The sequence below is a fragment of the Accumulibacter sp. genome (assembly GCF_029255285.1).
GTDB lineage: Bacteria > Pseudomonadota > Gammaproteobacteria > Burkholderiales > Rhodocyclaceae > Accumulibacter.
Genome location: NZ_JAPUVI010000091.1, coordinates 15,929 through 30,990 on the forward strand (window position 1 = coordinate 15,929; position 15,062 = coordinate 30,990).

At 64.2% G+C, this 15,062-nt stretch carries 16 protein-coding genes; 11 read left to right on the forward strand and 5 right to left on the reverse strand.

The annotated features are described in order from the left end of the window. The 10 genes from murD (at position 1) to Q1M07_RS12195 (ending at position 10,343) form a co-directional block, all read left to right on the forward strand. Positions 1-1,368 carry a UDP-N-acetylmuramoyl-L-alanine--D-glutamate ligase gene (murD, locus tag Q1M07_RS12150; protein ID WP_300454147.1) on the forward strand — a complete coding sequence of 456 codons (1,368 nt, stop codon included), beginning with the start codon at positions 1-3 and terminating at the stop codon, positions 1,366-1,368. Continuing rightward, positions 1,368-2,522, forward strand: coding sequence for a putative lipid II flippase FtsW (gene ftsW, locus Q1M07_RS12155; protein WP_300454148.1), 1,155 nt, complete (start codon positions 1,368-1,370; stop codon positions 2,520-2,522). The genes murD and ftsW overlap by 1 nt, the downstream gene beginning before the upstream one ends. Next, positions 2,519-3,577 carry an undecaprenyldiphospho-muramoylpentapeptide beta-N-acetylglucosaminyltransferase gene (gene murG / locus Q1M07_RS12160; protein WP_300454149.1) on the forward strand — a complete coding sequence of 353 codons (1,059 nt, stop codon included), beginning with the start codon at positions 2,519-2,521 and terminating at the stop codon, positions 3,575-3,577. Before ftsW ends, murG begins: the two co-directional genes overlap by 4 nt. Further along, complete coding sequence (gene murC, locus Q1M07_RS12165; RefSeq protein WP_300454150.1) at positions 3,574-4,962, forward strand: UDP-N-acetylmuramate--L-alanine ligase; 1,389 nt, start codon at positions 3,574-3,576, stop codon at positions 4,960-4,962. Before murG ends, murC begins: the two co-directional genes overlap by 4 nt. 9 nt (positions 4,963-4,971) lie before the next feature. Continuing rightward, the gene (locus tag Q1M07_RS12170; protein WP_300454151.1) at positions 4,972-5,898 is read left to right on the forward strand and encodes a D-alanine--D-alanine ligase; all 927 of its coding nucleotides are present in this window, start codon (positions 4,972-4,974) and stop codon (positions 5,896-5,898) included. A 3-nt stretch (positions 5,899-5,901) separates the two neighbouring features. Further along, positions 5,902-6,654, forward strand: a complete 753-nt coding sequence (locus tag Q1M07_RS12175; RefSeq protein ID WP_300454152.1) for a cell division protein FtsQ/DivIB — start codon at positions 5,902-5,904, stop codon at positions 6,652-6,654. Further along, positions 6,651-7,880, forward strand: coding sequence for a cell division protein FtsA (gene ftsA / locus Q1M07_RS12180; protein ID WP_300454153.1), 1,230 nt, complete (start codon positions 6,651-6,653; stop codon positions 7,878-7,880). Before Q1M07_RS12175 ends, ftsA begins: the two co-directional genes overlap by 4 nt. 69 nt (positions 7,881-7,949) lie before the next feature. Beyond that, complete coding sequence (gene ftsZ / locus Q1M07_RS12185; protein WP_300454154.1) at positions 7,950-9,125, forward strand: cell division protein FtsZ; 1,176 nt, start codon at positions 7,950-7,952, stop codon at positions 9,123-9,125. A 95-nt stretch (positions 9,126-9,220) separates the two neighbouring features. Continuing rightward, on the forward strand, positions 9,221-10,150 hold the full coding sequence (lpxC, locus tag Q1M07_RS12190) for a UDP-3-O-acyl-N-acetylglucosamine deacetylase (protein WP_300454155.1): 930 nt from the start codon (positions 9,221-9,223) through the stop codon (positions 10,148-10,150). 4 nt (positions 10,151-10,154) lie between these two features. Continuing rightward, positions 10,155-10,343 carry a hypothetical protein gene (locus Q1M07_RS12195; protein WP_300454156.1) on the forward strand — a complete coding sequence of 63 codons (189 nt, stop codon included), beginning with the start codon at positions 10,155-10,157 and terminating at the stop codon, positions 10,341-10,343. Here Q1M07_RS12195 and Q1M07_RS12200 read toward each other — a convergent pair. The 3 genes from Q1M07_RS12200 to Q1M07_RS12210 all read right to left on the reverse strand — a co-directional run bounded on the left by Q1M07_RS12200 (position 10,330) and on the right by Q1M07_RS12210 (position 12,225). Further along, a complete protein-coding gene (locus Q1M07_RS12200; RefSeq protein WP_300454157.1) occupies positions 10,330-10,764 on the reverse strand; it encodes a DUF721 domain-containing protein in 435 nt (144 codons plus the stop codon). The genes Q1M07_RS12195 and Q1M07_RS12200 overlap by 14 nt on opposite strands. 81 nt (positions 10,765-10,845) lie before the next feature. After that, positions 10,846-11,373 carry a dihydrofolate reductase gene (locus tag Q1M07_RS12205; protein ID WP_300454158.1) on the reverse strand — a complete coding sequence of 176 codons (528 nt, stop codon included), beginning with the start codon at positions 11,371-11,373 and terminating at the stop codon, positions 10,846-10,848. Positions 11,374-11,403: 30 nt separating this feature from the next. Then, entirely contained in the window at positions 11,404-12,225 is an 822-nt protein-coding gene (locus Q1M07_RS12210; protein ID WP_300454159.1) for a thymidylate synthase, read from the reverse strand. A 74-nt stretch (positions 12,226-12,299) separates the two neighbouring features. On the opposite strand from Q1M07_RS12210, the gene Q1M07_RS12215 reads away from it, so the two are divergent. After that, positions 12,300-13,832 (forward strand): hypothetical protein, encoded by a 1,533-nt coding sequence (locus tag Q1M07_RS12215; protein WP_300454160.1) that lies wholly within the window; start codon positions 12,300-12,302, stop codon positions 13,830-13,832. On the opposite strand, the gene mog is transcribed toward Q1M07_RS12215, so the two are convergent. Beyond that, on the reverse strand, positions 13,790-14,428 hold the full coding sequence (mog, locus tag Q1M07_RS12220) for a molybdopterin adenylyltransferase (protein ID WP_300454161.1): 639 nt from the start codon (positions 14,426-14,428) through the stop codon (positions 13,790-13,792). The two genes, Q1M07_RS12215 and mog, sit on opposite strands and share 43 nt — an antisense overlap. Next, complete coding sequence (yjgA, locus tag Q1M07_RS12225; RefSeq protein ID WP_366984096.1) at positions 14,415-15,008, reverse strand: ribosome biogenesis factor YjgA; 594 nt, start codon at positions 15,006-15,008, stop codon at positions 14,415-14,417. Before yjgA ends, mog begins: the two co-directional genes overlap by 14 nt. Positions 15,009-15,062: the final 54 nt, after the last annotated feature.

The following is a 15,062-nucleotide window of genomic DNA, read 5'->3' on the forward strand; positions in this document are numbered from 1 at the left end:
ATGGAGCTTGCCGGTAAGCTGATTCTCGTTGTCGGTCTCGGTGAGACCGGTCTGGCGGTTGCCAGATGGCTAGCGCGCCAGGGCGCGCGCGTGCGCGTCGCCGACAGCCGCGAGGTGGCGCCACAGGCCGCCGCTTTGCGCGCCGCAGTGCCGATCGCGGAGCTATTCGTGGGCCCCTTCACGCGCGAGGCCTTTGCCGGCGTCGACCTGATCGTCATCTCCCCCGGCGTTCCGGTCCAGGAGCCGCTCGTCCAGGCGGCGGCGATGCGAGGCGTCGCACTGGTTTCCGAGATCGAGTTGTTTGCCTGGGCAATCCGCCGGCTGACTCCGTCGGCGCGGCTCATTGCGATTACCGGCAGCAATGGCAAGACCACGACGACCGCGCTGACCGGCGCTCTGTGTCAGGCGGCCGGACGGCGGACGGCCGTTGCCGGCAACATCGGCCCGGCGGCGCTCGACGCGCTGATGAGCGCCATCGACGACGATTGCCTGCCCGAGCTTTGGGTACTCGAACTGTCCAGCTTTCAGCTCGAAACGACGCACAGCCTGGCCGCGGACGCGGCGACGCTGCTCAACGTCAGCGAGGACCATCTCGACCGCTATTCCGGCATCGACGATTACGCGGCCAGCAAGGCGCGAGTCTTTCACGGCAACGGCGTGATGGTGCTTAATCGCGACGATGCGCGCAGTCTCGCGGCGCGGCGCGCTGGGCGCAACGTAGTGACTTTCGGCCTCGATTCGCCGGCCGGCAGCGGCGACTACGGGATCACGGACAACTGGATCGTGCGCGGCAGCGAACGCTTGATCGCCTTGCGCGACATGCGACTCGTCGGCCGCCACAACGCCGCCAATGCGATGGCGGCGCTGGCGCTTTGTGCAGCGGTCGGCATCGAGCCACGCGGCGTCCTGTCTGCCCTGGCGGCCTTCGCGGGCCTCGCGCACCGTGTCGAGCGGGTGGCCGAAATCGCCGGTGTCGAGTACTACGACGACTCCAAGGGAACCAACGTCGGCGCCACACTGGCCGCCTTGCAGGGTCTCGACCGGCGGGTCGTGATCATTCTCGGCGGCGAAGGCAAAGGACAGGATTTCTCGCCGTTGAAGCCGGCGATCGACGCCCATGCGCGGGCTGTCGCACTGATCGGCCGCGATGCGGAAGCCATCGCGGCGGCCCTTTCGACTTGCCGGGTGGCGCAGCGTCGTTGCGCTGACATGGCCGAGGCGGTCGGCTGGTGCGCCGCCCAGGCTCAGCCCGGTGACGCCGTATTGCTCTCGCCGGCCTGCGCCAGCTTCGACATGTATCGAGACTACGCGCATCGCGCCGAAGCCTTTGTCGATGCCGTTCGTCGTTTGGAAAGGGGGGCTGCCTGATGTTGCGAGCCGCACCGCGTCGCCTGCCATCGGAAATCGATCTGGCGCTTCTCTGGAGCAGCGTCATGCTGCTCGTGATCGGGATGGTGATGGTCTATTCGGCGTCGATGGCGACCGCCGAGGCCGGGCGCTTGACCGGCAATCAGCCGGCCTACTTCCTGCTCCGCCACGCCGTTTTTCTGTCCATCGGCCTGGTCGGCGCGGCGATCGCCTTCCAGGTGCCGATGCGGACCTGGCAGCAGTGGTCGCCGTGGCTGTTCGTCGGCGGTTTCGTATTGCTGGCGCTGGTCCTGATTCCCGGTATCGGCCGCGAAGTCAACGGCGCGCGGCGCTGGTTGCCGCTCGGGATCGTCAATCTGCAGCCGTCGGAGTTGATGAAGCTGTTTGCCGTTCTCTACGCCGCCGACTACACGACGCGCAAAATGCCGCACATGCACGATCTGAAGCGTGCCTTTCTGCCGCTGGCCAGTGCGATGGTGGCGGTCGGTGTCCTGCTGCTCAAGGAGCCGGACTTTGGTGCCTTCGTCGTCATCATCGCCATCGCGATGGGGATTCTCTTTCTCGGCGGCATGCGCGCGCGCCTGTTCGTCGTGCTGATTCTCGTTCTGCTCGCCGCCTTCGCCGCGCTGATCATTTTCTCTCCTTACCGGCGGGATCGCATCTTCGGCTTCATGGACCCCTGGGCCGACGCTTTCGGTCGCGGCTATCAGCTCTCGCACGCCCTGATCGCCTTCGGTCGCGGCGAGTTGCTGGGCGTCGGGCTGGGGGCCAGCGTCGAAAAACTGTTCTACCTGCCGGAAGCGCACACCGACTTCCTGCTCGCCGTGATCGCCGAAGAACTCGGCTTCGTCGGTGTCCTCGTGGTGATCGTCCTGTTCGGCCTGCTGATCCAGCGTGCCTTCGCCATCGGCCGCCAGGCGGTCGCCCTCGACCGCCTGTACTCGGCGCTGGTGGCGCAAGGCCTAGGTGTCTGGCTGGGCGTGCAAAGCTTCATCAACATGGGGGTGAACACCGGCCTTTTGCCGACCAAGGGTTTGACGCTGCCGCTGATGAGCTTTGGCGGTTCGGGCATCCTGGCCAATTGCGTGGCGCTTGCCGTGCTGCTCAGAATCGACTGGGAGAACCGCCAACTGATGCGTGGAGCGAAGGTGTGAGCAGGACGCTTCTGGTCATGGCGGGCGGCACCGGGGGCCACGTCTTTCCCGGGTTGGCGGTCGCCGACTTCCTGCGCAGCCGCGACTGGAAGGTGGTCTGGATGGGCGCCCCGGACGGCATGGAGGCGAAGCTCGTTCCCTCGCGCGGCTACGAAATGGCCTGGGTGCGCTTCGCCGCGCTGCGTGGCAAGGGCCTGCTGCGCAAACTGCTGCTGCCCTTTCACCTGTTCTCGGCGTGTCGCCAGGCACGGCGCGAGATTCGCCGCGTCAGCCCGGATGTCGTTCTCGGCATGGGTGGCTACGTCAGCTTTCCGGGTGGCATCATGGCGGCACTGCTGGGTCGCCCGCTGCTCATCCACGAGCAGAACTCGGTGGCCGGGCTGGCCAATCGGGTGCTCGCCAGGCTGGCCGATCGCGTCGCCTGCGGCTTTCCCGACGTTCTGCCGAAAGGCCTCTGGGTCGGCAATCCGGTGCGTCCGGAAATGGCTCGCGTAGCGGCGCCGGCGGCTCGCCTGGCCGGTCGTCGGGCGCCCCTGCGTCTGCTCGTCCTGGGTGGCAGCCAGGGGGCCAATGCGCTCAACGAGATGATTCCCCGCGGTCTGGCACTGCTCGCCGCCGAGCAGCGACCCATGGTGGTGCACCAAGCCGGGGAAAGGCATTTGGCGCAAGCCGCACGGAACTACGCGACGGCCGGCGTACAGGCACAGTGCGCCGCCTTCATCGAGGACATGGCGGGCGCCTACGAGTGGGCCGACCTGGTGATCTGCCGGGCCGGCGCGCTGACCGTCGCCGAAGTCGCGGCGACCGGAGTAGCCAGCATCCTGGTGCCTTTTCCGCATGCCGTCGACGATCATCAGACGGCCAACGCCCGCTTCCTGTCGGCGGCCGGCGCGGCCATCCTGCTGCCGCAGGCGGAGTTGACGCCGGAGTCGGTCGGCCGGCTTTGCGCAACGCCTTTCGCTCAGTTGCTGGAAATGGCCGAAAAGGCTCGCCAACTGGCCCGGCCGGAGGCCACCCGCGAGCTTGCGCGTCTGTGCGAGGAGTTGAGCAAGTGAAACACAAGGTCAGGAATATCCACTTCGTCGGTATAGGTGGCGCCGGAATGAGCGGCATCGCCGAAGTGCTGGCCAATCTGGGATTCTCGGTCAGCGGTTCGGATTTGGCCGACAACTCGGTGACTCGGCGCCTCGCCACCCTCGGCGTACGCACCGTCGTCGGGCACGCCGCGGCGAACATCGACGCGGCCGACGCGGTGGTCGTCTCTTCAGCCGTCAAGGCGGACAATCCCGAAGTCGTCGCGGCGCGCCGCCGCCAGGTTCCGGTGGTGCCGCGCGCGCAGATGCTGGCCGAGTTGATGCGGCTCAAACAGGGGATCGCCGTTGCCGGTACGCACGGCAAGACAACGACGACCAGCCTGGTGGCGTCGATCCTCGCCGAAGGCGGCATGGATCCGACCTTCGTCATCGGTGGGCGTCTCAACGCCGCCGGTGCCAACGCCCGTCTCGGTTCGGGGGATTTCCTGGTGGCCGAAGCGGACGAGTCTGATGCGTCCTTTCTGTACCTCTCCCCGGTGCTCTCGGTGGTCACCAACATCGATGCCGACCACATGGAGACCTATGGCCACGACTTCAATCGACTCAAGCAGTCTTTCGTCGATTTCCTGCACCGCCTGCCGTTTTACGGCGTCGCCGTGCTCTGCACGGACGACGCCAACGTGCGCGAAATCCTGCCGCGGGTGAGCAAACAGATCGTCACTTACGGTCTCGATCCTTCGGCTAGCTTCTACGCCGAGAACGTCAGCGCGCAGGGCGGCCAGATGCGCTTCGATTGCGTCAGGGTGAACGGCAGCGTCAGCCGACTGCCGGTCACCCTCAACCTGCCGGGGAGGCATAATGTGCTCAATGCCTTGGCGGCGATCGCGGTGGCCAGCGAGCTCGGGGTGGCCGACGAGGCGATCCTCAAGGCGCTGAGCGACTTTCGCGGCGTCGGTCGCCGCTTCCAGCGCTACGGTGACATTCAACTCCCGCGTGGCGGTCGCTGCACGCTGATCGACGACTACGGCCATCACCCGGTCGAGATGAGCGCGACGCTCGCGGCGGCGCGGGGTGCATTTCCGGGCCGCCGTCTGGTGCTGGCCTTCCAGCCGCATCGCTACACGCGCACGCGCGACCATTTCGAAGACTTCGTGAAAGTGCTGAGCGGCGTCGACGCCCTGGTGCTGACCGAAGTGTATGCGGCCAGCGAGCAGGCGATCGTCGCCGCTGACGGGCGGGCGCTGGCGCGCGCGCTGCGCGTCGCGGGCAAGGTCGAACCGTTCTTCGTCGACAGCGTGGCCGATTTGCCGCAAGCCATACTCGACGTCGCCCGCGACGGCGACGTGGTGATCACGATGGGCGCCGGGTCGATTGGGGGCGTTCCCGGCAAACTCGTTAGCGGGTAGGATCAAGGGATGAACAGCGGGGACTTCGGAAAGGTTGCGGTACTCTTCGGCGGGCGCTCGGCCGAGCGCGAAGTGTCGCTGAACAGTGGTTCGCGCGTCCTGGCTGCCTTGCAGCGACAGGGGGTAGACGCCCAGGCTTTCGACCCGGCCGAGCGCCGACTCGACGAGCTGAGAGTCTTCGATCGTGCCTTCATCGCTTTGCACGGACGTTATGGCGAAGACGGGACGATCCAGGGTGTGCTCGAGCTGATGGGCATTCCCTACACCGGCAGTGGTGTGATGGCTTCTGCGCTGGGAATGGACAAATGGCGAAGCAAGCTGCTGTGGCGTGCGGCGGGTTTGCCGGTGCCGGAGTATGTGCTGCTCGACGAGCAGACTGATCTGGCGAGCGTGGCTTCGGCACTTGGGCTGCCTTTGTTCGTCAAGCCGGCCAACGAAGGCTCGTCGATCGGCATCACGAAAGTCAAGACGGTCGATGATCTGGCCGTAGCGCGCGTCGCGGCCGCGCGCTACGACTCGCTGGTGATCGCCGAGCGCGCGATACTGGGCGGCGAGTACACCGTCGCCATTCTCGGCGACCAGGCGCTGCCGATCATCAAGATCGAGCCGGGTAACGAGTTTTACGATTACGAGGCCAAGTACCTGCGCGACGATACCGCCTATCGCTGTCCCTGCGGTTTCCCCGAGGCCCGTGAAGCCCAGCTTCGCGCGCAAGCGCTCGAGGCTTTTCGCGTTCTGGGCGGGCGTGGCTGGGGGCGGGTCGATTTTCTGCTCGACCAGCCCGACGCCTCTGGCGAGCAGCAGGCCTATTTCCTCGAGGTCAATACCTCGCCCGGAATGACCGACCACTCGCTGGTGCCGATGGCGGCGCGCGCCGCAGGCATCAGCTACGAGGAACTGGTCGTCCGCGTCCTGGCACTTGCCACTCTGGGATGAGCGATGTGGCACAAACCGCGCTTGCTGACCGCCATTGCCGATCTGCTCCTCGTGGCGGCCGGAACGGCCTTGCTGTTTGCGGCGGTGATCTGGGGAGCACCGCGTCTGCGACTCTTTCCGTTGCACGAGGTGGCGATCAAACACGAACTTCGGGAGCTTCGGCAGGAAGACATCGAGCAGGCGCTGTCGCCGGTCCTGCAGGGCAATTTTTTCACCGTCAATCCAGAAGCCGTTCGTCTGGCGCTCGAGCAACTGCCGTGGGTACGCCGTGCCGAAGTGTGGCGCAAGTGGCCCGCCCGGCTCGAGGTGCGTATCGAGGAACAGCAGGCGGCGGCCCATTGGGGCGACGGTCAGGGAGAGTTGGTCAATACCTTTGGCGAAGTGTTCACCGCGCCGCTGGCGCGACCACAAGCACTGCCTCGGCTCAGCGGTCCGGCCGGGTCATCGGTCGAGGTTCTGCGTCGTTACGCGGAGTTCGCGGAGCAGTTGAAGCCCACCGGGACAAGGCCGGCACAACTGGCTCTGTCGACGCGGTTGGCGTGGTTGCTGAAAATGGAAAACGGCATGCTGGTTGAACTCGGTCGCGAACAAGCAAAGGCGCCTATCCTCCTTCGCCTGCAGCGCTTCGTCGACTACTATCCGACCTTGTCGGAGACGCGCCTTGGTCGGCCGCTGGTGGTAGACATGCGCTACCCGAACGGTTTCGCGCTGCGCTTTCCGGCCAGTGCAGTTCAAGAAGTCAAAGGAAAGAAATGAGCAGGGATAGCAAGGATCTGATCGTCGGACTCGACATCGGTACATCGAAGATCGTCGCGCTGGTCGCTGAACTCACTCCCGAAGGGCGGGTGAACGTGATCGGCATGGGTTCGCAGGAATCGAAGGGGCTGAAGAAGGGCGTCGTGGTCAACATCGAGGAGACCGTTGCCACGATCTCGCGTGTCTTGCAGGAAGTCGAACTGATGGCCGACTGCAAGGTGCGCGACGTTTATACCGGCATCGCCGGCAGCCACATCAGGAGCTTCAATTCGAACGGCATGGTCGCCATCAAGGACAAGGAAGTCACTCCGATGGACGTCGACCGGGTGATCGAAACGGCGCGTGCGATGCCCATCCCGGCCGATCAGGAGATTCTGCACATCCTTACCCAGGAATTCATCATCGACGATCAGGACGGCATCCGCGAGCCGATTGGCATGAGCGGCTTTCGCCTCGAGGTGAAGGTGCACATCGTTACCGGTGCCGTCTCGGCGGCACAGAATATCGTCAAGTGCGTCCGGCGCTGCGGTCTGGAAGTAAACGACCTGGTTCTGCAGCCGCTCGCTTCGAGCCGCGCCGTGCTCTCGGAGGACGAGAAGGACCTCGGCATCTGCCTGATCGACATCGGCGGTGGAACGACCGATCTGGCGGTATGGACGCAGGGCGCGATCCGCTACACTTCGGTGATACCGATTGCCGGTGATCAGATCACCAACGACATCGCGATGGCCTTGCGGACCCCGACGCGCGAGGCCGAAGACATCAAGCGTACCTACGGCTGCGCCGTTGCCCACCTGGCCGACCCCGACGATGTGCTCGACGTGGCTGGAGTCGACGACCGTCCATCGCGCAAGCTGTCGCGCCGCGCGTTGGCCGACGTCATCCAGCCGCGCGTCGAGGAACTCTTCGAACTGATCCAGGCCGAGCTCCGCCGCTCCGGTTTCGAGGATGTGCTGTCGTCGGGAATCGTGCTTACCGGCGGTGCCTCCGTGATGCCGGGAATGATCGAACTCGGCGAGGAGATTTTCCACATGCCGGTTCGCCTGGGGGTGCCCAAGTATCAGGGAGCCTTGGCCGATGTGGTGCAGAGCCCGCGCTTTGCGACGGCCTGCGGTCTGTTGCTCGAAGCGCAGACGCAACGCAAGCGCGGCCTCAAGGTGCGGGAGACACGCGACGTGAAACAGGTATTTGGCCGCATGAAATCGTGGTTCGAGAAGAACTTCTGAGAACGGTCGAGGCCGCGGGCGACATTTTATTTTCCAGTTATCAACCAGCTTTTTGCAGAGGAGGCGACAATGTTTGAAATCATCGACAAAGAACAGGGATCAAGCGACATGGACACCGTGATCAAGGTGATCGGTATCGGCGGTGCCGGCGGCAACGCCGTCGATCACATGATCCGCGAGGGCGTCAATGGCGTTGACTTCATCGCCGCCAATACCGACTCCCAGGCCCTGGGCCGCAGTATCGCCGTGCAGAAGCTGCAGCTCGGCAAGACCGGACTGGGTGCCGGCGCCAAGCCCGAGGCCGGGCGCAGCGCCGCGATGGAGGAACGCGAAGCGATCGCCGAGTCGCTCAAGGGCGCACACATGGTCTTCATTACCGCCGGCATGGGCGGGGGCACCGGCACCGGCGCCGCGCCCATCGTCGCCGAAGTGGCGCGCGAACTGGGCGTCCTGACCGTCGCCGTGGTTACCAAGCCGTTCGGCTTCGAGGGCAAGCGCCTGAAAGTCGCGGAAGTCGGCATCGGCGAACTGCAGAAGCATGTCGATTCGCTTATCGTGATCCTCAATGATCGTCTGATGGACGTGCTGGGCGACGATGTGTCGATGGACGACGCGTTCAAAGCCGCCGACAATGTGCTGCGCAACGCCGTCGGAGGTATTGCCGAGATCATCAACTTCCCGGGGCTGGTGAACGTCGACTTCGAGGACGTGCGCACGGTGATGGGCGAAATGGGAATGGCCATGATGGGCTCGGCCAACGCCGCCGGCGTGGATCGGGCGCGAATCGCCGCCGAGCGTGCGGTCGCCTCGCCGCTTCTCGAAGGGGTCAACCTGTCCGGCGCCAAGGGCGTGCTGGTCAATATCACCGCCACGCGCTCGTTGAAGATGAAGGAAGTCAATGAAGTAATGAACACCGTCCGCGCCTTCGCCGCTGACGACGCGCACATCATTTTCGGCGCCGTCTACGACGAAAACATGGGCGAGGACATTCGCGTGACCGTGGTGGCGACCGGCCTCGGCCAAGCACAGGCCAAGCGGCAGAACTTCGAGGTGATCAACAGCGCGTTCAGCCAGGCGACGGGCACCGACAGCCGTTTCGGGCACAGCCCGAACATCGACTACTCGAGCCTCGACCAGGTGCCGGCGATTGTCCGCAAAGGACGCAGCGCGACAGTCGAAGCGCTGGCCAACAGCGGCGTCGATCGCTACGACATCCCGGCTTTCTTGCGCAAGCAGGCTGACTGAGCGGGAAATCGGGTAACTCCTCTGCCGGGATTGGCGCCTTCCGGGACCGCGCGGGCTGTGCTAGAATTCGTCAATTCCACAATTCTTTCAGACACATGTTGAAACAGCGAACACTCAAGTCGGTAGTCCGCGCGGCGGGCGTCGGCCTGCATTCCGGCGTCAAGGTAACCATCAGCCTGCGTCCGGCAGCGCCCGACACGGGCATCGTTTTTCGTCGTGTCGATCTGGAACCGGTCGTTGACGTGCCGGCTTTTGCCCAACTCGTCAGCGATACGCGCATGTGCTCCTGCCTGGAGAGCGGCGGCGCCAAGGTGGGGACGGTCGAACATCTGATGTCGGCTTTCGCCGGCCTCGGTATCGACAACGCCTTCGTCGATCTCGACGCGGCCGAGTTGCCGATTCTCGACGGTTCCGCTTCGCCGTTCGTGTTTCTCATACAATCCGCCGGCATCGAAGAACAGCCGGTCGCCAAAAAATTCATCCGCGTCAAACGGTCGATAGTGGTCAGTGAACAAGATGCTGCGGGCGAAAAGTCGGCGCGTCTGGATCCCTACAACGGCTTTCGCCTGTCGTTCTCGATCGGCTTCAACCATCCGGCGATCGACCGTACCGGTCAGTCGGTGAGCGTCGACTTCGCCGAGCATTCCTACGTCCGGGAAGTGGCGCGTGCACGGACCTTCGGTTTCATGCAGGAAGTCGAGTGGTTGCGCGAAAACGGTCTGGCGCAGGGCGGTGGTCTGGACAACGCCGTCGTGCTCGACGAATACCGGGTGCTGAACGCCGACGGCTTGCGCTACAACGACGAGTTCGTCAAGCACAAGGTGCTCGATGCCATCGGCGACCTCTATCTGCTCGGGCACCCGCTGTTGGCGTCCTTCGTCGCCCACAAGTCGGGGCACGCGCTGAACAACGCGCTGGCGCGCGAGCTGCTGGCGCAACCCGACGCCTGGGACTACGTCACTTTCGAGAACCACGAGCTGGCACCGCAGTCGGTTGTCCGCTGGCTGGCTTCGCCGGCTAACTGACGGCATGTGGTTGCTGCGCCTGCTGGCGGTCCTGACGGTCATCGCCGTCGCCGGTGGTGTGGCGATCTTTCTGTTTACCCGCGATGTACGCTACCTGCAGTTTGCCTGGAGGCTGTTTCGCTATTCGCTGCTCGTCGCACTGCTGATTTTCGCGTTGATGATCGTCGAGCGGGTGGCCGTCATTCCTCTCTAGCCGCGCGGGCCAGGAGCGTTTCGAGTGCCTGTCGCAAGGGCGAGGCCGGCAGCGTTTCACATAGCGTCGATAGATCCTCACCAGCTCTCGCGCTGAGCGGTTTGAGGAGCGGCGGTCGGGGCACCGCGAACGCTGTGCGCGCCTGTACCTTGACCCGAAGCGCGTGGCATTCGATGCCGCGTTTCCGCAGTTCCTCGACCAGCGTTGGTGCCATCTGGCGGAGTTTGGTCGCCACCGCACCGTTGTCGGCGTGGATGACGACGACTCCCGACTTGAGGTTGGCGACCTGACTTGCCCCGCTCAGATGCCTCGGTGCGATCTCGGCGTAGAGGCCGGCAATCCGGATCAGGCGGCCGGCGTGCTCGAGTACCTTGCCGGCACCGTCGCTGGCCTGCAGATAGTGCTGAAGTCGATCCGGCATCGGCGAACTCGAAGATAGTTTGATCAGCTATTAATCCTAAGCGCGGGGAGGTAGCCTGGCAAGCCGCCATCTTCGCCCCGGTCAGGTGCGCTCGTAGACCACGAAGTCGAAGGAAGGTCCCGCTTCCCGTCTGTCGTCGCGGTTCGACGGCGCGTTTCCAGTGCGTCGGGAGACTTCTCGCCACTCGTCGGGAGCGACTTCGGGAAAGAAGGCGTCGCCTGGAAAATCGTCGGCGATTTCGGTCAGGTAGAGACGGCAGGCCAGCGGCAGCGTCTGGCGATAGAGATCCTCGCCGCCGATGACGAAGACCTCGTCGGCGTCTCCGGCCAGACGCAGCGCTTCGTCGATCGAATGCGCCAGCGTCGCGCCCCCTGCTTGATACGCCAGGTTGCGGCTGACGACGATGTTGTGCCGATTTGGCAGGGGACGATAGGCCGGTGGCAGCGACTCCCAGGTTTTCCGGCCCATGACCACCGTCTTGCCAAGCGTCGTCTCGCGAAAGTGCCGCATGTCTTCCGGCAGGTGCCAGAGCAATCGCTGCTCTTGACCAATGCTGCGGTTGCGCGCCAGGGCGGCGATCAGCGAAATCATCGCCTGGCAAACGGCCATCGGGCGTTCGGCGTACCCATCGTTCGCCGTTCAGACGGCGACCGGAGCTGCAATGTGAGGATGGGGATCATAGCCTTCGAGGGAGAAGTCCTCAAAACAAAAGGCAAACAGATCATTGGTGGCTGGGTTGAGTCGGAGCGTTGGCAGTGCCCGTGTTGCGCGGGCAAGTTGACAGCGCGCCTGTTCGAAATGGTTGCTGTACAGATGCGCGTCGCCAAAAGTGTGCACGAAGTCGCCTGGTCGGTAACCGCACACCTGCGCCACCATCAAGGTCAACAGCGCGTAGGAAGCGATATTGAACGGCACGCCGAGAAAGACGTCGGCACTGCGCTGGTACAGCTGACAGGAGAGTTTCGCGCGGCCATCATGATCTTCCGTTGTCGCCGGGGTGACGTAGAACTGGAACAAAGCGTGGCAGGGCGGCAGCGCCATTCGTTCTACATCGGCGGGGTTCCAGGCCGTGACCAGATGACGGCGAGAGTTCGGATCTTTCTTCAGGCGGACGACGAGTTGTGCGATCTGGTCGATTTCGCCGCCGTCGGCAGTTGGCCAGCGGCGCCACTGCCGGCCATAGACCGGGCCGAGATCGCCGCTCGCGTCGGCCCATTCGTCCCAAATGCGGACACCGTTCTGCTGCAGGTAGCGGATATTGGTGTCGCCGCGCAGAAACCAGAGCAATTCATGGACGATCGAACGAAAATGAAGTTTCTTGGTGGTCAGCAACGGAAAGCCGGCGGCGAGATCGAAGCGCATCTGCCAGCCGAATATGGAGCGCGTGCCGGTGCCGGTGCGGTCTGACTTGGGTACGCCGTGTTCGAGAACATGGCGCATGAGATCGAGATACTGCTGCATGCTTGCGGCCTGTCAAACGGAATGCATTACAATTTAGCGTTGGGCCACGACCGCCCGCGATACGGCTGACTCCGATGATCCTCAACTTGTTTCCCCGACGTCCCGATCACCTTCTCGCCGACGCCAAGGAGCTGAAGCGCGTTCTGGCGGACTTGCATGTCGCCAAGGCGGGGAATGCGGTCGACGAAGTGATGAACTGGTTCGAATCGTTGAAGGATACCAAGGATTTTCGCTTAGACCACTATTTTGACATTCTTCGCCAGCTCGACGAGGCGGCGCAGCCTCACCTGCGCCGCCTGGCGCGCGACTATCTGCAGACGGTCGGCCTGCCGAGAGCCGAAGAACAGCGCCTATGGACCAAGACTTGCGCCTACTGGCGCGAGATCGCCAGTCTCTACTCGGCGAGTGTCGAACGTTCCCAGCGCGACCCGAAGGGCAAGGGCGTGGATCTGTTCAAGACCTCGCTAGCGCTGGCCGACACGCGTGCCCAGGCGGCACGCAACGTTCATCTGAAATGGCTGGCTTACCGCTACGGTCCGATCGACGACAGCCTCTGGATGGCGCTCGGCCAAACCTATCTGGCGGCGGAGAACGCAGGGCACGCGCAGAAGCTGCTGCAGCTCTATCCGACGCTGCGTGGAATGACCAGCGTCGCGCAGCAGTATCTGCGGGCCATCGTGTTCTTTGCGTCGTCCATGGACAGTCTGCTTCCGTTGCAGATCGAACTCGCCGACCGCCTGATCGCGCACTTCCTGCCGTGCTTCGTCTTCTCCGCCGATTGCCGCCGGGACAGCGTCTATTGGGTCGACGCGGCAAGCGGTTCGGTGCCGGTCCGATTGGCGCGCCACCCGGGCTCGACGCGCCCGGGGCTGCGCTTTTACTCGCCGGGAACGGTGCTCGCCGCCCTGGAGGAACTGATTCATGTCGTCGAACACGGCGAAATTCCGCCCGATCTCAACCTTGGCGGCGACTATCCGCCGAACGTTCTGTTGCCGGTGTTGCGGCACTTGCGCGTTCATTGGTCGGTACATCCGCCGCAGCGACTTTTTCAGCGCCATGCGGTCAAAACGCGAGTCACCGTACGGCACGGGTTCTCGGCCGGCCATGCGGTGTTTGGGCGAACCGCTTCGGCCTTGGAGAGCAACCTGGCGAACGAGGTTTGGCTGGTCGAGAACGTCAGCCGGGGGGGGTTTCGCGCTTGCGTGGCGGACAATCCGGCCGACCGGATCACGCTCGGTACTCTGCTTTCCTTGCAGCCCGAGGGTGGCGACAACTGGTTGCTCGGTGTCGTGCGGCGTTTCAACCGCCTGGCTGGCGGGCGTGTCAACCTGGGTATCCAGTTGCTGTCCAGGCAGGCGCAGAGCATCGACCTGCGGCCACGGCGAAGCGGTTTCTCGGCGGCCATCGGCGTGCCCGGAATCTGGTTACGCGACGGCGGTACGCCGGGACAGGTGCGTATCGTGCTGCCGCGGGGTGACTTCAATGTCCGCGAGACTCTGGAGTTCGCGGATGCTGGGCAGCGCCATGTGCTGACGCCGGCGGAACTCGAGGAGAGCGGAGCCGATTACGATATCGGCCGTTTCCACGACCCGTCTTCGGCCGCCTGAGGGGCTTCGGCAGCAGGCCGCAGGGCCGATTTCGGCCGAAAGGCACGGACCACCCGGTCGACGGTTTCGACATAAGGGCCGCCGATGAGGTCGAGACAGTAGGGAACCGCAGCGAAGATGCCGGCGACGGTCAGCACGCCGTCAGCCGTCCTCACGCCTTCGAGGGTCTCCTTGATTGATTTCGGCTGACCTGGCAGGTTGAGGATCAGCGCTTGGCCGCGAACGACCCCGACTTGGCGCGAGAGGATCGCGGTGGGTACGAAATTCAGGCTGATGCGCCGCATTTCCTCGCCGAAGCCGGGCAGGATCTTGTCCGCCACGGCGAGCGTGGCCTCCGGAGTGACGTCTCGCGGTGCCGGACCGGTGCCGCCCGTGGTCAATACCAGATGGCAACCGCACTCATCGACCAGTTCGATCAGCGTCCCTTCGATCGTCCGCTGATCGTCGGCAATCAGGCGCGTCACAGCCCGCCAGGGGCTCTTCAACGCGCCGCCCAACCACTCCTCTAGCGCCGGGATCCCCTGGTCGCGATAGCCACCCTGTGTCGCGCGGTCGCTGATTGACAGCAGGCCGATCACAAGTTCATTGTTCGTCATGTCTATCGTCGTCGGCGACGCGGGCAGCGCTCCCTTCGACGTCCTTGAGTAACTGAAATATGGCGCGGTAGCTGCGTGGCGGCTTGCTTCTTTCCTGTTCGAGAAGAGCCGCGCGGCGCAGCGAACGCAGATGCTGTAAATCGAGCGACGGATACGCATTGGCGATTTCGTACAGGACCTTCTCGTCGGCCAGCAAATCGGCGCGCCGACGTTCGATGCGGTGCAGCCTCGCCGTCTCCTCTAGCGATTCGCCACGCATCGCTGCCAAAGCCGCGCGTATCGGCGCCGGGTCCACGTCGCGCATCAGCCGGCCGACATACTGCATCTGTCGCCGCCGCGCATCGTCGTGCCGCGTCATGCGCTGCACTTGGTCGACCGCTGCCCGCAGTTCCTCGGGCAGATCGATCTTCTTCAGTCGCTCGGCGGCCAGTGTGACCAGATCTTCACCGAGCGCCTGGAGCTCTTCCATGGCCCTTTTGCGCTGCGTTTTGGACGGAGGCGCCGTTGCTTCGTCGAGAGTCTTCATTGGTGGCTTACGATCCGCCTCTCGCGGTATAAGGGGGAACGGATGGTCTGGCATCAATGGTGCCCAGGGGAACTGCTATGATAGCCGTTTTCGCTTCCGGCCACCGTC